Raw genomic sequence first — 21,031 nt, forward strand, 5'->3', positions numbered from 1 at the left:
ACCAGAAAAAGCATCGAAAACTGAGTTTTTACAAGGTGTGCAGTTTTATGCAATTTGTCTTGCATTTAGTGACTGGAAGTGCAAGCTACATAAATAAAACTTAAAATACTTAATTTTGGATTAGACTTAGTTATTTTAGCCTCAGACTAACGATTTATACGAGTATTTGGCGCATTTTAGATGGATTATAGCCACACATTTGAAAATGACAGTTTCTTAAGCAAACTTAATTTCACTCATGTCTGGTATGAAGTCTTCTACTGATACGATGAGATGATTATACAAGTATTAATACCCTCTGAATCTGGAAAATGAAATTACTCAAGGACTTTCAAGCGTCGTGGAAAGATACCTTAGTTTGCTGCTTAAATGTAGTGGCATTGAGCGGATGGGTAAGTGTGTTAGCCGAGCTTACCGTAGGTATCGCACTTTCTGAAAAACCTGCCTTTGCTCAGAGTAAAATCATCCCCGATAATAGTCTTGGCGCTGAAAGTTCTGGTGTTGTACCTTTTGATAGTGTTGGTTTTCCAATTGATGTAATTAACGGTGGAGCAATTCGCCAAGCAAACTTATTTCATAGCTTTCAAGAGTTTAATGTTGGCAAACTTCGAGGCGTTTATTTCCGAAACCCTAGCAACGACATTCAAAATATTCTAGCTCGCGTTACAGGTCAGAATCGCTCGGATATTTTTGGTACTGTAGGAATTTTCAATGCTATTGGTGTCACATCCAATCCTAATTTATTTTTAATTAATCCCAATGGGATTGTGTTTGGGAAAAATGCCAGCTTGGATGTTGGTGGTTCATTTATCGCAACCACAGCCAATGCTGTTCAGCTTAGTAATAAAGGATTATTTAGTGCCTCTGAACCTGAAACAAGCAATTTATTGACAGTTAATCCCTCAGCCTTATTTTTTAATACTCTCTCACCGCAGGCAATTATCAACCGTTCCATCGCAACCACAACCCTCAGAGGAGATCCAACTTTTGGACTTCTAGTTCCAAAGACTCAGAGTTTATTACTGCTGGGTGGTGATATCAAATTAGACGGTGGGTTGATGGCAGCTGAGGGTGGTCGTATCGAATTAGGTGGAGTAGTAGGTCAAGGAGCAGTAGGATTAAACTTTGATGACAATAATCTCAAGTTAAGTTTTCCAGATAATGTAGCTCGCTCCGATTTATTGTTCGCTAATGGAGCAATAGTCTCTACCAATGGCAATGGCGCTGGTACTATACAGTTGTACGGCAACCGTGTCATGCTTACCGATGCTTCAAAAATCCTATCAATAACGCGAGGTTCAACACCTGGCGAAGAAGTTGTAATCCGTGCTAACCAGCTCACAATTCAAGATGGGTCAAACGTATCTGTTGGTACAACAGGTCAGGGACAAGGAGGCAATTTACGCATTATTGCACCAGATTCAGTGAAAGTAAGTGGTGCAACAGTAGATGAGCAGTCTTCCAGTGGTCTGTTCGTACGCACGCAAGGCGATGGAGCAGCAGGAAACCTCCAGATTGAGACTGAGAAGTTGACTATCCAGGATGGAGCAGTGGTAGCAGCAGATACTTTTGGTGGAGGAAATGCGGGAAACATAACTATTCGTGCTGCCGAAGTGGAATTGATTGGAGCATCCACCAACAATCAGCTCTTAAGCACCTTATCGACTCAGGTTAATCGAAGGGCAAGTGGAAATGGGGGAAATCTGACAATAACAGCTGGGCGATTGATTGTTAGAGATGGAGCACAAATAGTAACGGGTACTTTAGGTCAGGGGCTGGGAGGTACTTTGACCATAGCAACTTCAGATTCTGTGGAATTGCTGGGCGCAACTTTAGATAAACAGGCTATTAGTCGTCTGGTTACGCAAACGGAAGGTTCTAAAGCTGCTGGTGATTTGACATCACGACCAGGCAATTGTCTGTCCGAGATGAGGCGCAAATATCAGCTGCTACCCTTGGTGCAGGAAAGGGGGGAAGCATAAATATTAATACTTCGGACTCTGTAGAGTTAGCTGGAACTGTAACTCTTGCAAATGGAGCGCTCGGTGTTGGAGGGATAATTACCCAAGCTTTTGATGTTGGGGATGCTGGTGATATAAAAATTAAAACTGGCCAGTTGAATGTCCGCGATTGTTCACTAGTATCGGCTGATACTACTGGCATTGGGAATGCTGGAAATATAAGAGTTACAGGCAAAAAATTAACAGTTGAAGGAGGAGCACAAATATCCGCTTCTACAATCGGTTTAGGAAAAGGAGGAAGTTTAACGATTGATGCAAAAGAAGTGGAAGTGATTGGAAGAACGAACGGAAATAGACGATTTCCCAGTCTTTTGACAACACAATCTGGCGATTTTGCTATTCAAACTCCCGAACAAAATATAGGAAGCGGATCTGCTGGCAATTTGACTATTTTGGCTGAGAATTTAAGTGTCCGGGATGGGGCAGAAATATCAACAAGAACTTTTAGTGGGGGAAAGGGAGGAAGTTTAACTATTAATATAGGTAAAACCTTGCAAACTAATAATGGAGTAATCTCAGCTACCTCTGCTCAAACTTCTGGAGGTAACATTACGATTACTGCTAAAGATATCCGTCTGCGTAATAACAGCAACATTTTAACTAATAGTGGTGGAGGCAATGGAGGCAACATTACTCTCAATGCTAATACTATCATCGCTTTGGAAGGCAGTAATATCCTTGCCTTTGCGCCTAAAGGTCAAGGCGGCAACATCACTTTTAACACCCGCGCTTTCCTTAGTTCTCCTCTTTACTACCCTACTGCCCCAACTACTGATGCAGTTACCCTTGAGGCACTAAATCGCGATAGCCGCGTAGATGTTAACGCCAGTGGTGCGGTTTCTGGAACAATTACAGGAGTACCCGACACTACATTTATCCAAAACAGCCTCACCGAATTACCACAAAACGCGATTGATACCAACGCACTGATTGCCAATAGCTGCATTTCACGCGGCACCAAGCGACAAGAAAACTCTTTTACAATTACAGGTTCTGGTGCTTTACGCAATAGTCCAGGAGATCTGTTAATTTCAGCCTATACAACTGGTGATGTGCGTAGTGTGGAACCAACACCACATCCTTGGAAAAAAGGCGACCCAATAATTGAACCACAAGGATTGTATCGATTACCCAATGGGCAATTAATCTTGAGTCGAAGTTGTTAAAACAAAATATTGCACATATCGGGAAAATCGCATACACAGTTTTCTGCAAAATGGGACGCATAATCATGCAATTACCCGATACAAAAATCATGCAACTATAGGTAAATGCATTACCTAGTCGTCTACCTGCTCGTGGATTTTATTTGAATTTATCCAAGGTAAATTATTTATGAATAAAGCACATCATCCTCAAAAAGCCAGTATTAAAAGTATTCTTTTTTTATCACTAATATCCACTGCATTCAGCCAAGCTTCGCCAGCCCAGGCACAAATCACACCTGATAATACTCTGGGTGCAGAGACTTCTCGACTCAATCAAAATCTGATAATTAATGGCGCACTGGGTGACAAAATTGATGGCGGTGCAAAACGTGGCAGCAATCTTTTTCATAGTTTCAGCGAGTTTAATATCGAAGATGGGCAACGAGTATATTTTGCTAACCCCACTGGAATAGAAAATATATTAACGCGGGTAACAGGTGGGAATGCATCAAATATTTTCGGGACATTGGGAGTTGCTGGTGCAGCAAATTTGTTTTTGATTAATCCCAATGGGATTGTGTTTGGACAGAATGCGCGGTTAGATGTGCAGGGTAGTTTTGTCGGGACAACAGCCAATGGAGTGCAGTTTGGCAATCAGGGTATTTTCAGTGCCACCAATCCTCAAGCACCACCATTGTTGACGATAAATCCTTCGGCGTTGTTCTTTAATCAGATTAATCAAGGTGCAGGAATTCAAAATAACTCAATTGCACGAGCCGGAACAGACCCAGCAGGTTTTAATGCATCTGGTTTACGAGTAGCAGATGGTAAAAGTTTGCTGCTAGTGGGCGGTAATGTCAGCATAGATGGCGGCCAGTTAAATGCTTATGGCGGGAGAGTTGAATTAGGGGGGTTAGCAGCACCTGGAAATGTCAATCTTCTTTTTAATGGAGATAATCTCAGCTTGAAATTTCCTGAGAATGTGACTCGTGCAGATGTATCGCTTACCAATGAAGCGCGTGTGTATGTAGAAGCTGCTGGTGGCGGTGATATTGCGATTAATGCTCGCAACATAGATATTTTGGGAGGGAGTCTGCTGAATGCTGGTATCGCTGAAGGTTTGGGTCAACCAGAGGCGACTGCGGGGGATATTACCCTTAATGCTACGGGGGAAATCAAAGTTGCTGACTCCGGGAGTAAGATTCGTAATCTTGTGCGTGAAGATTCAAAAGGCAATGGCGGTAATATTTTCATAGATTCTGGCTCATTCTTATTACGAGACGGCGCTCGACTTAATGCCTCAACTTCTGGAGAAGGGAATTCAGGGAATGTGACAGTGCGTACAAAAGATGCTGTTTCCCTTGCAGGTGGTAGCATTTTCAATAATGTGGAATTCGGAGGTGTGGGCAACAGTGGAGGTATTAACATCAGAGGTAGTTCCCTTTCCCTCACTGACGGCGCTCAACTGCAAAGTGGAATTCGTGGAACAGATACCGACCTGGCAGGTGGACGAGGAAATGGGGGAAATATCGATATTAATGTCACTGGTGCGGTGACTATTTCTGGAACAAAAGACGGAAGTACTAGTGCAATTTTCACTGATGTGGAAACTGGAGCAAGAGGTAATGGGGGAAATATCAACATCTCAAATGGCTCCTTCTCCCTAATTGATAACGCTTTACTCGTAGCTAGCACTAGCGGACAAGGTTTAGATTCATCAAACAGTCAGGCAGGAAATATTACTCTCAATACTAGAGAAAAAATAGAAGTTGCAGGGTCAGACAGTGCTATCCGTAGTAGTTTGCTCATGGGAGGAGTTGGGAATGGCGGTAATATTTTCATAGATTCTGGCTCATTCTCATTACGAGATGGCGCTCAAATTTCTGCCTCAACTTCTGGACAAGGGAACGCGGGAAATGTGACAGTGATTACAAAAGATGCTGTTTCCCTTGTAGGTAGTAATATCTTCAATAATGTGGAAGCAGGAGGTGTGGGCAACAGTGGAGGTATCAACATCAAAGGAAGTTCCCTCTCCCTCACTGATGGCGCTCAACTGCAAAGTGGAATTCGTGGAGCAGATAACGACCTAGTAGCTGGACAAGGAAATGCAGGAAGTGTCGATATTAATGTTACTGGTGCAGTGACTATCTCTGGAACAAAAGACGGAAGTGCTAGTGCAATTTTCACTGATGTGGGAACTAGAGCAAGAGGTAATGGGGGTAATATAAATATTTCAAGTGGCTCATTCTCCCTAATTGATAACGCTTTACTGGTGGCTAGCACTAGTGGACAAGGTTTAAATTCACCTAACAGTCAAGCAGGAAATATTACCCTCAACGCTACAGGAAAAATAGAAGTTGCGGGGGAAGACAGTGCTATCCGCAACAATGTAGGAACGGGAGCAGTTGGCAATGGCGGTAACATTTTCATAGATTCTGGCTCATTCTTATTACGAGATGGCGCTCGACTTATTGCCTCAACTTCTGGACAAGGAAATGCAGGAAATGTGACGGTAATTGCAAAAGATGCTGTTTCTCTTGCAGGTGGTAGTATATTCAATAATGTGGAATCTGGAAGTGTAGGCAATAGTAGAGGTATCAACATTAGAGGAAGTTCCCTCTCCCTCTCTGATGGCGCTCAACTACAAAGTGGAATCCGTGGAGCAGATACCAATCTGGCAGGTGGACAAGGGAATGGGGGAAATGTCGATATTAATGTTACTGGTGCGGTGACTATCTCTGGAACAAAAGGTAAACTTCCTAGTGCAATTTTCACCGATGTGGGAACGGGAGTAAGAGGTAATGGCGGTAACATTACTATCTATTCTGGTGACTTCTCATTAAAAGACGGTGCTGGACTTTCCGCCTCAACTTCTGGACAAGGGAATGCGGGGAATGTGACAGTGATTGCAAAAGATGCTGTTTTCCTTGCTAGTAGTGACATTTTCAGTAATGTGGAATCTGGAGGTGTGGGTAAAGGTGGCTACATCGACATTAATGCTACTTCACTCTTAATCACTGATGGCGCTCGACTTGAAGCCTCAACTTCTGGACAGGGGAACGCGGGCAATATCACAATAGGGACTTCTGATTCTATTTCCCTTTCTGGATTTGAAACTGCCATATTAAGCAATGTAGAAGATGGTGGTGTTGGCAAAGGTGGCAATATTAATATCAATGCTGCTTCTCTTTCTTTACTAAATGGCGCTCAATTACAGACTCTAGTTCGTGGAGCTTCCGAAGAGCTAGATGCAGGTCAGGGGAATGCAGGCAATGTGAATATTAAAACTAGTGGTTCTGTTACTATTGCTGGTCAAGCAAACAAATTTATATCTGGAATTATTAGTGCTTTTGATGGAAAGAAAGGGAATGCAGGAAATATTACTATTGATTCTGGCTCTTTATCACTAACAGATGGCGCTCAAATATCTTCCGGCACCTTTGCACAAGGGAATGGGGGAAACATAACAATACGAGCTTCTGATTTTGTTTTGCTTTCAAATACAGGAGTTTCTAGCGGAGTGGAAGAAGAAGCTGAAGGGAAAGGTGGCAATATTGATATTCGTGCAGATTCTCTATCACTCAAAGATAAAGCTCAAATACTTACTAGTAATTCTGGAAAAGGAAGTTCAGGCGATGTTAATATCAATGTAGGTTCTCTCTCCTTGAAAGATGGCACTGAAATAAGTACTAGCACTTTTGGAAAAGGAGATGCAGGCAATGTCAATATTAAAGTCTTAGGTGTAGCCACAATTGCATCTGAAAATAATCAATTTCCTGCTGTAATTGCTAGCCTTGTAGGTAGTAAAGGAATTGGTAACGGGGGAAATATTACTATTGATTCAGGTTCTTTATCGTTAAGTAATGATACCCAATTGCTTGCCAGTACCATTGGACAAGGAGATGCGGGAAATGTGATAATACATACTTCTGATTCTCTCATTCTTACAAATAGTAACATTTTCAGTACAGTGGAAGCAGGCGGTGTTGGCAACGGAGGAAACATTGACATCTATGCAGGCTCACTATCACTACTCAATAGTTCTCAACTGCAAACCTCTGTTCGTGAGGCTTTAGAAACAGAGAATGCAGGAGAGGGAAATGCAGGTAATATCAATATAAAAGTCCCAGGAGCAGTAACAATTTCAGGGAAAAAAGAAATATTTTCTAGTGGTATAAACAAGATTTTTGGCAGTGGAATTCGTAGCCTTTTAGAAGTAGGGACAAAAGGTAGCGGGGGAAATATTACTATCGATGCAGGTTCTTTGTCTCTGGATGATGAAGCTCAAATTGTTGCAGGTACATTTGGAGAAGGAAAAGCAGGTAACGTGACAATACGTGCATCTGATTTTGTTTCCTTAGACCATGATGCCAGAATTTTCGCCACTGTGGAATCAGGGGGTGTAGGAAGAGGAGGTAATATTGACATCAACGCAAGCTCACTATCACTACTCAATGGTTCTCAACTGAAAACTTCGGTTCGTAGACCTGATGGACAAGGAGATGCAGGAGATGTCAATCTTAATGTCTCTGGTGCGATAACTATTTCTGGTGGAAGTGATACATTTCGTAGTGGAATTGTTAGCCGAGCCGAAACAGGTACACAAGGTAATGGAGGAAACATTACTATTAATTCAGCTTCCTTATCTCTACAAGATGGTGCTCAACTAGAAGCCAGTACAGATGGACAAGGTAATTCAGGCAATATCCAAATTAATGTAAGGGACATTATAAATGTTTCTGGAACTAATCAAGAGACAGGATTTCCTAGTGCTTTATTGACATTTACTAATTCTAATTCTCAAGGCAAAGGTGGTGATATCACCGTAAACACCAATATCTTTCGCGTATCAGACGGCGCTTTACTGGATGCAGGCACTACAAATAATCAAAAGGGTGGCGATATTACAGCAAATGCAAATATATTTGAAGCACTCAATGGTGGACAACTCACCACCACTACTTTAGGCGATGGACGTGCAGGTAAAATTACAGTCAACGCTACTGATAAAGTAATAATTAGTGGTAGTGACTCTAATTACAATGACAGAATTGCTAAATCTTTTGGTCTAGTGGTAAATATCGGTGCTAACAGTGGCTTATTTGTCAGTTCCACAGGTTCAGGAATCACAGGTGACATCGAAGTCAACTCACCCAAAATTACCTTAGACAATCAAGGTAAACTCAACGCTGAATCTGCATCCGGTAACGGTGGTAATATCAAAGTTAACAGTGATTTACTCTTACTCCGTCATGGCGCTCAAATTTCCACCAGCGCAGGTACAGAAAAATTAGGTGGCAATGGCGGTAATATTAATATCAACTCAAAATTTATCGTTGCAGTTCCCGAAGAAAATAGCGATATCAGCGCTAACGCCTTTACAGGAAGTGGTGGAAACATCCAAATCAACTCGCAAGGTATTTTTGGTATCGAATCACGTCCAAAACTAACCGAAAAAAGTGATATTACCGCCAGTTCGGAATTAGGCGTTTCTGGTGTAACAAATATCAATACACCCGATAACAGTTCTATTCAAAACAGCTTCATTGGATTATCACCAAACGTCATCGATACCAACGCACTCATTGCCAATAGCTGCATTTCACGCGGCATCAAGCGACAAGAAAACTCTTTTACAATTACAGGCTCTGGTGCTTTACGCTATAGTCCAGGAGATGTGTTAACTTCAGCCTACACAACTGGTGATGTACGTAGTGTTGAACCAACACCACGTCCTTGGAAAAAAGGCGACCCAATAATTGAACCACAAGGATTGTATCGATTACCAAATGGGCAATTAATCTTGAGTCGAAGTTGTTCAAAATAAATATTGCACATATTGGAAAAATCGCATACACAGTTTTCTGCAAAATGGGATGCACCATCATGCGATCGCACCATCCAATTCATGCAACTATATATGCATAAATGGTGAATGCATTACCTAGTCATCTCCCTTAATCTGAGTATTAAAGAAACGGTTCAGAAAGGAGAGCAAAAATGATGAATTTAAGTTCCAACAAACTGATGGGTAACTTTTCCAAAAAAGCTGGCAATTTGCTTGCACTGCTTCTTGTAGCAGGAACTTGGCAAGCTTCAATTCCTATTGCTCTACTCGTGACATCTTCTGCGTTACTTACTGCTGAGGTTGCACATGCTGTAGATTCGATGCCCGTTACGCTCATTCAAGGATTTGGTTGGGACTCCTCACATAGCGCATACAAGGTCTTGATTCAAACTAGCAGCGGCAACCAATACTTCGTATGGTATGATCAGTTGATTGGAGCAAAGGTTGGTTCGGTGGTTACGCTCACATACGAAGGATCTGGCTCTTCCCTCTGGTTCTACAAATTAATCAACATTGGGAATGGAAAAGAATCAAACATCAATCGATATTTAAGAGCCAATTAAGCTTCCACATCTATAAGCCAGTTTCCAACTAAACGAAACGGTGTCCAAAATCAAAATTCTTTGTAGTTTTTTGACTGCTACAACTGTTTTTTTGATGGCGACAATCTTAATGTAATCTAGCTAGTTTTAAAAGCGATCGCATACATAAATCCTAGTATCTAAAATGCGATCGCTTTGATTGACGCAAGCATCAGAAATCGCATCTTGATTATTTACACTTTTATGCAATTATCAAGAAAAATATTATGGTATTTTAATTAAATAATAAATAATATCCTCTTTCAGGCTGAAGTCTGAAACCACGATCATAGAGGCTTTATTAACATCATGTCTGCTTGATTAATTATTAAACAGAAGTCGGATATCTGGGTATTTTTCTTCTCAGATACCCGATGGTGACTTGCAAAAATTATTTTACAAATTTTATATATCATATATCAACAATGGGTTCATACTTTCGGTTTCAAAAGCTTTTTTTCATATTACTTACCTGCATTAGCATCACTCCGCTTGCAGTATTTGCACAATCGACACCCCCACCAGGAGTCACAATTCCTCCCGATATACCAGGGAAAGTCGAAGAAACTCAACCCCAACCATCACCGACACCAACTCTTCCACCCACACCACCGACACCAACTGTCCCCATACTCCCATCACCCCCACAGGAAAATCTACCCGATACAGCTTTTCCTAGCGGTGAAAAGTTCTTTGTCAAAGAAATTCAAGTTACAGGCTATTCTGTTTTAGGAGATGAAATCATCAAGTTAAAAAAGCCTTTAGAAAATAAAAACATCACATTTGAGCAGTTATTGCAACTGCGATCGCAAATCACTAAACTCTATGTTGATAATGGCTATATCACTAGTGGTGCATTTATTTCCAACAATCAAAATGTTGCTAGCGGTGTCGTGCAAATTCAAGTTGTGGAAGGCGAACTCGAAGGAATTTCCATTTTCGGGTTACAAAGATTGCAGCCTGGGTATGTGCGTTCCCGGATTAAACGGCTTGCAGGTAAGCCTTTAAATCAAAAAAGTATCGAACAAGCGCTACAATTATTACAACTTGACCCCGTGATTCAACGAGTTAATGCCGAGTTAACCGCAGGTAGCACTCCCGGAAATAATATTTTACAGGTGACAATTACCGAATCGCCACCATTCCACCTTGGAGTTACCTTTGCAAATAACCAATCAACTAGCGTAGGCTCAGAACAAGGGAGTGTTTTTCTTACTCATGATAATTTATTAGGATTTGGGGATAAATTTAGTGCTGAATATGGTGGTAGCAAAGGTTTAGACATTTACGATATCAATTATTCTATTCCCTTCAACGCCTTAGATGGAACCATTGGTGTCCGCTACAGCAACAGCGCTAGCCGCATTATTGAAAGTGAATTTCGTGACTTAAATATCCGCAGCGAAGCCGAAACCGTTTCTTTTAACGTCCGTCAACCGCTAATCCACAGGCCAAACAGAGAATTTGCTCTATCGTTAGCATTCGATTTACGGCGCAGTCAAACCTACATACTCAATGATATCCCCTTCTCCTTTACCGAAGGCCCCGAAGATGGGGAATCAAGAGTTACGGTAATTCGCTTTTCTCAAGATTGGTTACAACGTAATGCTAACAGTGTTCTAGCAGCGCGATCGCAATTTAGTTTTGGGATTGATGCAATTGACGCAACTGTTAACGATAGTGGTACTGATGGGCGTTTTTTCTCTTGGGTGGGACAATTTCAATGGGTACAACGACTATCTCCCCGCATCTTGATGCTAGCTAAAGTTAACACTCAACTTACACCTGATTCCTTACTTTCATTGGAAAAAATTAGCATTGGGGGAGTTGATACAGTGCGCGGTTACGATCAAAATCAAATTGTTGCTGACAATGGGGTAGTTGGAGGTGTAGAAGTTCGGATTCCCCTAGCTTCAAATGTAGAAACCCTACAGTTAATTCCATTTTTTGACATCGGTACAGCTTGGAATAATCGCGGTATTAATGCCGACCCGCAAACCCTTGCCAGCTTGGGGTTGGGCTTGAACTGGCAACCTTTTAACGGTTTGGTATTGCGTGCAGACTATGGTATACCATTGATGGGAACAAGCGATCACGGTAGTTCACTGCAAGAGAATGGCTTTAATTTTTCAGTACGCTATCAGCCTTTTTAAAAGCGAGATTTCTAGATTGAGTAGGTAGTAGTCTGTCAAGAAATAATTGACGAATAAATTTTCTGTAGAGACGGCCATTTATCGCGTCTCTCCAAGCGTCAAAATTGCTTTGACAGACCAGTAGGCATAATTCAACATAAAAAAAATCCTAGTTTGTAGTGAGCGATTCATCGCTCAAAGCAAGGATAACTACTAAACCTTATGAACCAAATACAAGCTGAACCAAAAACATTTACTTTCGATGAATTTATCAAATGGTATCCAGAAACCTCACAACTGCGCTACGAATTACATAATGGGGTAATTGTTGAAATGCCTAAACCTAGAGGCAAACATTCCAAATTAACAGGTTCCCTAATTGAAAAACTTCTTATAACTATTAGAGAGACAGCTAAAGGCGATATTTGGTTTATTCCTAGAGAATCGATAGTTAAACCTAATCGCCATCAGTCAGGTTACGAACCGGATATCATTGTTCTGAACCAAGAAACTATTGATACTGAAACACGTTGGGAAAGTGAATCAGTCATTCAAAATTCAACTTCCGTCAAATTAATAGTAGAAGTTGTGAGCAGCAATTGGCGTGACGATTACTATGACAAGTTCGGGGACTATGAGGAGATGGGTATCCCCGAATACTGGATTGTAGATTATGCCGGGTTAGGAGGACGTGATTTTATTGGAAACCCCAAACAACCTGCTCTTTTTGTGTGCGAACTAGTTGATGGAGAATATATAAAAAAGCTATTCAGGGGTAGTGATGTGATTATCTCCCCCAGCTTTCCCAAACTTAACCTAACCGCGCAACAGGTTTTTGATTTAGCTTTGTAATAGCAATGCTCCTTCTCATTTGAATGAGAAGCGCTAAGTAGATAAAACTTTTGTTCGTAGTGAGCGATTTATCGCTCTATTCTATATATAGTCGAAAACGTGGATGTTCCACGTATCGACTCAAAGCATTGTTAACGATCATTTCGTCAGCATATTCAAAGCCTGCACCGTAGGCATCTGCATAGGCGTAGCCCGCCGTAGGCATCGCTAACTCTAGTAGCATAAGGGTACTAAGCTAAAAACGGACGCGCCAGAAAAAAGCTAGAAACTGATTTAGCATCTACCGGTTCTCCCTCCAGAATAGCTTTTTCTAATTCTTCAGGAGTCATAAACACAGTTTCGATATCCTCGTCTCCATCTTGTGGTGGTGGTGTCTCCAGCTTTTCTAAATCTCGCGCCAGAAAAGCATAGATGATTTCATCAGAATAGCCAGGAGCTAGGAAAAATTCGCCTAACTTGTCCCATTTTTGGGCACTATAGCCAGTTTCTTCGGCAATTTCACGCTGTATTGTTTCTAAAGGCTCTTCAGTTCCTTCCACTGTCCCCGCTGGAAATTCTAATATCCGTCCCTGAATTGCAAAACGATACTGGCGCACCAGTATAAGTTTACCTTCCGCTGTCACAGGTACAGCTAGAGCACCGCCAGGGTGACGAATACATTCCCATTCTCCTTCCGAGTTATTCGGTAAACGCAAACGATTAACTTCAAAATCGAACTTGCGTCCTTTATGAAACAGGCGTTGTCTCAGCAGTTGTGGTAATTCTCTACCTAATGGCATAGTAAAATCTGATTATCTGTGAATACAGAGCAAAAATCAGTGTTCTTCTGCTTTTAAGGATGGTAATTTTAATTGTCCATCCATAAATGTACATCAGAACAGTCTACCTCTTTCAGCAGCTCTTTAATAACACACCCGGAAAGTGGTTCTATCCAATCTGGGGCAATTTCTGCCAGTGGGACTAACACAAAGGCGCGATCCCGCATTCGTGGATGGGGAATCTGGAGATTTGGTGTATCCAAAGTAATGTCATCATATAATAACAAATCCAAATCTAGAATTCGTGGCCCCCAGCGTTCCTGACGCACACGCCCAAATTGTTGTTCAATTCCTAACAAAATTTCTAATAACTGCTGGGGGAGTATTTCTACCTGCAATGTGACGCAGCCGTTGAGGTAATCTGGCTGTGGTGGCCCGACAGCTTTGGTTTGATACCAATGGGATCTGGCTTCTAAAACAATACCTGGCGTTTGAGCTAAAGTCTCTATAGCTGCTTCTAAAATTGTCTGGGAATCGCCGATATTGCTACCAAGAGCAACAGCGCTTCGTCTTAGCTCTGCTTCGTCGTAGCCCGGTGTAGACATTATACTTTCCTGACATAAGCCGTTTTCGGGCTGTCTTTGCGGATACTTGTCAATAGCTTTTATATTCGCAGTAGTTATAAAAATTGCAGCATTTTTTACAAAACTAAATTAACCAAATTTAAAAAACATTATTTTATAGTGAATTCAGTTAATTATTTATAGGATATTATACTAACACAATGGTAGTGCTATAACCCCAAAGTTGATTGATGGTGGTTATATAATTGCTTACTACTTTGAGCGAGGAACTGACGTGGGGAAGCTTACCTCCTGGTTCAAGCGAAGACCAACTAATTTGAGTGACTCTGGACAAGGAGGAACGAATGATAGCTTACCACCAGCACATCTGGCGCAGACGAGGCAGTTACTGAGCAAAATGAAAATTTTACCATCTAAGATGAGGGTCAATCGGGCAACTGGCGCTAGACCACTCTATCGCCGCATCTGGTTTTGGGCAGGTTTGGGTGTTGGTGGTGGGATAGTTGCCCTGATCTACGGCATCAATTTAATAGATCGGACTTTGCCAGATCAGTCCGAGTTGAATGCTGTGTTTCGAGAGCAAACACTAACCATTAAAGCTGCTGATGGCGCTATATTACAACAACAAGGTGAAGCGACCAGAGAACAGCTAAAGCTAGAACAAATACCAGATAATTTAAAAAAAGCTTTCATCGCCTCAGAAGATAGAAGATTTAGGCAACACAACGGAGTCGATCCGCAAGGGATTGTCAGAGCGGGTTTGAATAATTTGCGATCGCAAGGTGTGGTAGAAGGTGGTAGCACCATCACTCAACAGCTAACGCGGATTCTCTTTTTGAAACAAGAGCAGACAATCTGGCGCAAACTCAAAGAAGTCCGCCTTGCCCAAAAAATGGAGCAAGAATTAACCAAAGATCAGATTTTAGAGCGTTACCTGAATCTGGTTTATTTGGGATCTGGAGCTTATGGTGTGGCAGATGCCGCCTGGGTATACTTTAGTAAGTCCCCAGACCAACTTTCCCTCGCGGAAATGGCAACGATCGCTGGATTAGCTCCTGCTCCTAGCTTGTACGCCCCAGACAAAAATCCCGAAGCGGCAAAACGGCGGCGGGACTTGGTATTGCTACGGATGCAAGAAGATAAAGTAATTACACCAGAGCAAAGGCAGGCAGCAGTTCAGGAGCCATTAACCCTCAAAAGCAGTTTACCCAAGCGAGTCCAAGTAGAATCACCCTACTTTACCAGCTACATCCAAAAAGAATTGCCCAAGTATGTTTCTCCTAATGTGTTAAAAAGTGGAGGTCTAGTAGTAGAAACCACGCTCAACCCAAGTTGGCAGAAGGTGGCAGAAGAAGCAGTTGCGAAAACATTGCGAAATCAAGGACGCTGGGAAAACTTTAAACAAGCTGCAATGGTGGCCATAGACCCCCGCAACGGTGAAATTAAGGCAATGGTTGGGGGAAAAGACTTTGGTAAAAACCAGTTTAATCGAGTTACCCAGGCACAACGGCAGCCAGGATCGACATTTAAAGGGTTTGTATATGCCACTGCGATCGCTACTGGTAAAAGCCCCTATGATAGCTACGAAGATGCGCCCTTTGTTGTAGACGGCTATGAACCGAAAAACTATAGTGAAAACTTCCACGGTTCAATGAACATCCGAGATGCCCTTACCCGCTCTGTTAATATTGTTGCGGTTAAGGTGTTGATTGATGTGGGATTTACACCAACAATTAAACTTGCCCATGATATGGGGATAACATCTGAACTCAAGCCCACCTACTCTTTAGCACTCGGCTCAAATGAAGTCAATCTGCTAGAGTTGACCAGCGCTTATGGCAGTTTTGCAACTCAGGGATTGCACGCAGAACCTCATGGTATTACCCGCATCCTCAACCGCCAAGGCAAAGTCATCTGGTCAGCTAATTTCAAGTCAAAACGCGCCCTTGATGCTGACAGTGCCGCCATCATGACTTGGATGCTACGCAACGTCGTCGAAGCGGGAACTGGTGGTGCTGCCCAATTAGATAATAGACCAGTTGCAGGCAAAACCGGCACCTCCGATGAAGCCCGTGATTTATGGTTTATTGGCTACATTCCTCAGATGGTGACAGGGGTCTGGTTAGGTAACGATGACAACCGCCCCACTGATGGTAGTAGCAGTAGTGCCGCTTACACCTGGCACGAATTTATGGAAAAAGCGGTAGAGGGAATGCCTGTAGAAAAGTTTCCAAAACGACCCAAGTTAGACGGTCGCAAAGGCACTATCAAAGCCCAGTCTATCAAGCCCAAACAAATGCTGAATCGTTCTATTGCCTCTAAAGATGATGACTCAGAAGGTGAAAGTGCGAGAAATTCTAACTCTGAGGAAAGTGGTTCATCTCGGAGACGTAGAAGAAGGAGGAGCTATTCTCAAGAAGAACAGCAATCGAGCGATTATACCCCAAGACGGAGAAGACGCGATCGCAGCGAATCAAGTTCTAGTAACTCCTCCTCAGAATCATCTACTCCACGGCGACGCTCTAGAAGAGTAGAATCTGATTCACCCCCACCTACAAGAAGTCGGCGAGAGTTGCCTCCCGCAAATAGTTCTGGTTCTTCAGGTTCTTCATCGTCACAACCATCTTGGCGGGATAGACTTAGACCTTCTAAACAGTAATGAGAAGTGGGCATTGTTGATACTATGCACGACTAGTGCTTGAGTTACCTATCCCACTTACTTCTATGCTTTATTTCCCGATCGCTGTGTAACAACCTATACCTATCATGGTAGGGGCAGGGGACAGGTAAGACAAGGAAAGATGAGTGAGAACTTGCAATAAGTCCATTCCACTTGCCCCTCTACCTTTTTAGTCAACTAGACTCAATCTCAGAAGTCAAAAGATAAAAACGCCCAGTTAAAAGCACTGCACCTATAAGTAGCCCTAGTACTAAACCCAACCATAAACCTATAGCACCCCAGCCGAAAGTGAATGCCATCAGAGAGCCACCACCTAGACCTACTACCCAGTAAGCGAACATAGTAATTAACACTGGCACTTTGGTGTCTTTCAACCCGATTAAAGCACCAGCAGCAATAGTCTGAATAGAATAAAATATTTGGACTATTGCCCCCGCAGCGAGGAAAGAAGTTGCCGTTTTAACTATCTCAATATTATCTAGATTACTGGTGTCCAAATACATTGCCACAATATAGTTGGGAAACAGCCAAAAAATTAGTGCCACAATACTCACAAAAGGAGTAACAAGCGCAATGCAGACTAATCCCGCTCTGCTTGCACCCTTGAGATCGTTTTCTCCCCTCAACTGTCCTACTCTCATCGTGACAGCATAGGAAATACCTATAGACACTGTTTCGACAAAACTTTCTGTCTCGACGGTAATTTCATGGGCTGCTAATGTCTCTGTTCCAAACCACCCCATCAGTAAAGCAGTGGCAGTGAATACTCCAATTTCTGCTCCATACTGCAACCCCAAAAACCACCCAGTTTGGAAGATATCTATAAACATATCTTTATTGAACTGATGCAAAGCACAATCAAGCTGATAGTCTTTAAAGTAGTTATCAAAGCAAATCCAACTGGTGGCAGCGATAAAATTTAGCCAAAAAATGAGTGTGCTTCCCCAACCGATACCGGCTAAACCAAGGGCTGGTAAACCAAATTTACCGAACATTAGCACGTAATTAGCAACCGCATTTAATAATAGTCCAACTACCGTAATTACTGTTAAGAATTGGGGGCGATTGAGGGCAGAGCTAACTTCTTTTAAGATACAAAAACCGAGTGCAGCCGGAAAACCCCAAACAATAGACCGCAAATATGTTTGAGCTAATAATACATTGCTTTCTTCTTGACCAGTTAGCAGCAGGATATAGTCAAAGTGCCAAATGATAAACATCACAGGTAAGCACATCGTCACGGCTAACCAAATTCCTTGACCTGTAGCACGGCTCACTTGATCTATCTTTCCTGCACCAAAAGCATTGGCGACACTCACACCCGCGGCTGAAAGAATAGAACGACAGACGGAAGCTAGGGTAGAAAAGGTAACAGCACCTAAAGCACCCGCAGCTAAAGCTTGGCTGTTAAGTAAGCCCATCATTACCCCATCCAATAAAGGAATGCCCGCTTCTAATATTTGAGTAATTACCAAAGGAACTGCTAATAGCAGGCAGGCTTGGACTTCTAATATCAGTTCTGACTTAAATTCTTTTGAAGTTAACTCCATTGGGGCGTTAAAAAAGCAATACTGAATACATTAAGATATATTAACGCCACAGGTGTAATCAACTCAAGCTATTAGCGATCGCCTCTTCAAAAATTGTGTTTCATAACACTGTTACCAGCAGATGACAAGTTATTTACCAGCTTCAACTGTCAATAATGGCACATCGTCAACCTGGGTAAAAGTAATGCTTTTGACCAGGCTTTGCTATTACCTATGCCCAGCTTCAATGTACCAGCATTTATGGCTGTAATAACAGCATTGTAGTTAGTATTGAAGGTAATACCTATTAGTAATTAGCTAAACAGATATCACTATGAGTTGTGAACTTTGAATTAAAAAATTGCTTGAACTCAACACTCACAACTCATAACTTTCTAAGATTATCGCGCTGGTAGTTGTGGGTGTGTGGTCGAGTACTTTGTCACTATGCCAGAAATTTCCGGGTTGTAAAGCCTTAGATAATTCCAGTAATTGCCAAATACTTGCCGCACATAGTTTTTAGTTTCATCAAAGGGAATTTCTTCAACAAACTCATCTGGATCTTTTGTAGTTAGAGTTTGCAACCATTTGGAGACATTGCCGGGGCCAGCATTGTAACTAGCGATCGCCAGCAAGGAGTTATTGTTATATTGATCGTGGGTATGACCCAAATACCATGTACCCAGCATGATGTTATCGTTGGGATTTTCTAAGTTGATTGTTTTGAAATCCACCTTGATTTGTGGCGCGATCCATTTAGCTGTACTCGGTAACAGCTGCATTAAACCAGTAGCTTCAGCGACAGATTTAATTTTTGGTTCAAACCGTGACTCTTGACGCATCAGAGCGGTTACTAGCAGAGGATTAAGTTTACGGTCAATAGACCACTTTTGAATCTCTCGCTGATAGGGAAATGGATAACGCGCTTGCCAGTAGGTGATTTGTTTACTCAGAGTCTGATATTGGGCAAGTTCGGCTGGTATTTCCCGGTCTTCTAATTTAGAAATTTCATCAATTCCGATGAGATTTTCTCCCTTAGCCTGCCGCATCAACCCTTCAGTAAATTGCTCTGCTACTGTTGGCTGAATTTTGTTCTGAAATTCTGTTTGCCATTGTAACCAGGCATCGCGGTCTTGACCTAGCAGATACAATTCTTTGAAAGTTTCAGAACCAGCAGGCGGTAATGGACGCTGGGGCGCGATTACTTCCGGGTTCATGACGCGCACGTTGTCAAAGTTGCCGACATTTAGCCCCAACATTGTCGCGGCTCGCCATGCATAGTAAGAGTAGGGAAACTGGCTAATCACATATTCATAAGCAGTTTTAGATTCTTGCTGTTTCCCCAGTGCAGCCGCCCATTTACCTACCCAAAAGCCTGCTCTTGGAGCCAAAATACTATTGGGGTTATTAGTGACGATTGGTTCTGCCCATTGCCAAGCACCAACGTAATCTTTGGCTTCGGCTTTATCTTGGGCGATTTTCCAACGGTATTCTGCTGCTTCGTCAGAGTTACCGTATTTACCTATGAGTAATTGCCACGCCGCGCTAGCTGACTTTTGATCCTTGAGAGTTTGGAAAGTTTTGGCTTTTTGTGCAAGTGCAGTACCAGCTTGTTTGGGAAATTTACTAATTACCTGGTCAAGATACGGTAAGCCGTCTTTAGGTGTTTTTGCAGTTTCTGCTAACCGCAGTAATGCCGTCCCAGTTTCCTCACTATTAGGAAATTGTTGCACTAATTGTTGATAGGTGGCGATCGCTTTTTCTTTATCTTTGCCTCCCACCTGTAAGCCCCGTGCAGTACGATAAAGGTTGCGCGATGTCTTGGGTGCTTTGGCGTAAGCATTGGCCGCTTTGGGAAATTGACTATTTTCCCAATAGCTAGTACCAATGAGTTCCCAATCTTCGGGTTTGAGGGTAGTCTGTTTTGCTAGCTGATCCAAAACGCCCACTATGCCTGGTTGATCGTAGGCATACTTAGCCAAAATCAATTGTAATTGTGGCTGATTGGGATTTTCTTGCAAGCGTTTGCGGATAATTTCCCAAGTTAGAGGATTGGAAGGAAATTGAGCGATCGCAGTTTCTTGTTGCTTTGGTTGAGCAATTAGATATAGCGCTTTCACTGCGGCCGGTTCTTTGGGATACAGTTTCAGCACCCTTTGCCTAAGATCCGAGGCTTTGCCGTCCTCGCCCAGCATATCCTCTGCCTGGGCTTGTTTGAGCAAAATGTAGGGCGCGAGGATGGGATAGTCTTTCTCTAGTCCTTGGAGTAAAACTAGAGCTTTTTGCCCTTGGGTTCTTTCAATATAATCACTCGCCAAAAGATAACGAGCGCGATTCCGATCTGGTGATCGCGATTCTTGAGCGATCGTTGCTAGTTTTGCCGCCCGTTCTGGCAGCGATTGCGATATCAGCCCAAAGACGGCTGATTGGGCAACACTACCGTCCGATCTTTGGTCTGCTTGATTCTGACTCAGTTTGAGCCATTTCCCCAGAGACTTACCAATCTCAGGTGCTGATACCATTGCCCCAGTTAAAAAGGCAAACAGTGCAGCACCCGCAATTATCGAAATTTGCTTTTTCTGTAGTTTCTTCAGCATGAATACCCGCTGAAAAGTTTCGGTGAATTTCTTGAAACTCTAACACTCCTAACCATCAGTGTTACCAATTTTTAATTTTAGATTTTTTATTTTATGTAGAAAAATACTAATTTTCAATCCTTTAGTTGGTAGTATTGAGTAATTAGCACATATTAGGTACTATTACATCTATCTTGGGTATATCCTAGAGCTAATTTGTAAACTCAAGTAAAGTACTGATCGAGTAAGCGTTTCAGTAATTGCAGTCAAAAAAGCAGTTATTTGCTGAAACTCAGACCTAATGATGAGTTGAGTATCCTTA

At 42.3% G+C, this 21,031-nt stretch carries 12 protein-coding genes; 7 read left to right on the plus strand and 5 right to left on the minus strand.

What is annotated here, in order from left to right; translation table 11 throughout:
- The first annotated feature begins 311 nt into the window (after positions 1 to 311).
- The 6 genes from HWQ40_RS05920 (at position 312) to HWQ40_RS05945 (ending at position 12,582) form a co-directional block, all read left to right on the plus strand.
- The gene (locus HWQ40_RS05920) at positions 312 to 1,982 is read left to right on the plus strand and encodes a filamentous hemagglutinin N-terminal domain-containing protein (RefSeq protein WP_292775554.1); all 1,671 of its coding nucleotides are present in this window, start codon (positions 312 to 314) and stop codon (positions 1,980 to 1,982) included.
- On the plus strand, positions 1,916 to 3,187 hold the full coding sequence (locus tag HWQ40_RS05925) for a hypothetical protein (RefSeq protein ID WP_292775556.1): 1,272 nt from the start codon (positions 1,916 to 1,918) through the stop codon (positions 3,185 to 3,187). The genes HWQ40_RS05920 and HWQ40_RS05925 overlap by 67 nt, the downstream gene beginning before the upstream one ends.
- Before the next feature lie 169 nt (positions 3,188 to 3,356).
- Positions 3,357 to 8,996 carry a filamentous hemagglutinin N-terminal domain-containing protein gene (locus HWQ40_RS05930; protein WP_292775558.1) on the plus strand — a complete coding sequence of 1,880 codons (5,640 nt, stop codon included), beginning with the start codon at positions 3,357 to 3,359 and terminating at the stop codon, positions 8,994 to 8,996.
- A 173-nt stretch (positions 8,997 to 9,169) separates the two neighbouring features.
- Positions 9,170 to 9,580 (plus strand): hypothetical protein, encoded by a 411-nt coding sequence (locus tag HWQ40_RS05935; RefSeq protein WP_292775559.1) that lies wholly within the window; start codon positions 9,170 to 9,172, stop codon positions 9,578 to 9,580.
- Positions 9,581 to 10,023: 443 nt separating this feature from the next.
- The gene (locus tag HWQ40_RS05940) at positions 10,024 to 11,751 is read left to right on the plus strand and encodes a ShlB/FhaC/HecB family hemolysin secretion/activation protein (protein ID WP_292775560.1); all 1,728 of its coding nucleotides are present in this window, start codon (positions 10,024 to 10,026) and stop codon (positions 11,749 to 11,751) included.
- Positions 11,752 to 11,952: 201 nt separating this feature from the next.
- Entirely contained in the window at positions 11,953 to 12,582 is a 630-nt protein-coding gene (locus HWQ40_RS05945; protein ID WP_292775562.1) for a Uma2 family endonuclease, read from the plus strand.
- Between the two features lie 76 nt (positions 12,583 to 12,658).
- Here HWQ40_RS05945 and HWQ40_RS05950 read toward each other — a convergent pair whose 3' ends face one another.
- The 3 genes from HWQ40_RS05950 to folK all read right to left on the minus strand — a co-directional run bounded on the left by HWQ40_RS05950 (position 12,659) and on the right by folK (position 13,945).
- On the minus strand, positions 12,659 to 12,805 hold the full coding sequence (locus HWQ40_RS05950) for a hypothetical protein (RefSeq protein ID WP_292775563.1): 147 nt from the start codon (positions 12,803 to 12,805) through the stop codon (positions 12,659 to 12,661).
- 7 nt (positions 12,806 to 12,812) lie between these two features.
- Positions 12,813 to 13,361 (minus strand): NUDIX hydrolase, encoded by a 549-nt coding sequence (locus HWQ40_RS05955; RefSeq protein WP_292775565.1) that lies wholly within the window; start codon positions 13,359 to 13,361, stop codon positions 12,813 to 12,815.
- Between the two features lie 68 nt (positions 13,362 to 13,429).
- Complete coding sequence (folK, locus tag HWQ40_RS05960; RefSeq protein ID WP_292775567.1) at positions 13,430 to 13,945, minus strand: 2-amino-4-hydroxy-6-hydroxymethyldihydropteridine diphosphokinase; 516 nt, start codon at positions 13,943 to 13,945, stop codon at positions 13,430 to 13,432.
- Between the two features lie 253 nt (positions 13,946 to 14,198).
- Between folK and HWQ40_RS05965 the strand changes: the two genes are divergently transcribed.
- Positions 14,199 to 16,583 carry a transglycosylase domain-containing protein gene (locus HWQ40_RS05965; protein ID WP_292775569.1) on the plus strand — a complete coding sequence of 795 codons (2,385 nt, stop codon included), beginning with the start codon at positions 14,199 to 14,201 and terminating at the stop codon, positions 16,581 to 16,583.
- A 194-nt stretch (positions 16,584 to 16,777) separates the two neighbouring features.
- Here HWQ40_RS05965 and HWQ40_RS05970 read toward each other — a convergent pair whose 3' ends face one another.
- Together HWQ40_RS05970 and HWQ40_RS05975 are read right to left on the minus strand one after the other, a co-directional pair.
- Entirely contained in the window at positions 16,778 to 18,154 is a 1,377-nt protein-coding gene (locus tag HWQ40_RS05970; RefSeq protein WP_292775571.1) for an MATE family efflux transporter, read from the minus strand.
- 380 nt (positions 18,155 to 18,534) lie between these two features.
- A complete protein-coding gene (locus tag HWQ40_RS05975; protein WP_292775573.1) occupies positions 18,535 to 20,730 on the minus strand; it encodes a transglycosylase SLT domain-containing protein in 2,196 nt (731 codons plus the stop codon).
- Between the last annotated feature and the right edge of the window lie 301 nt (positions 20,731 to 21,031).

This window comes from Nostoc sp. NMS9 (assembly GCF_017114995.1).
Lineage (GTDB): Bacteria > Cyanobacteriota > Cyanobacteriia > Cyanobacteriales > Nostocaceae > Nostoc.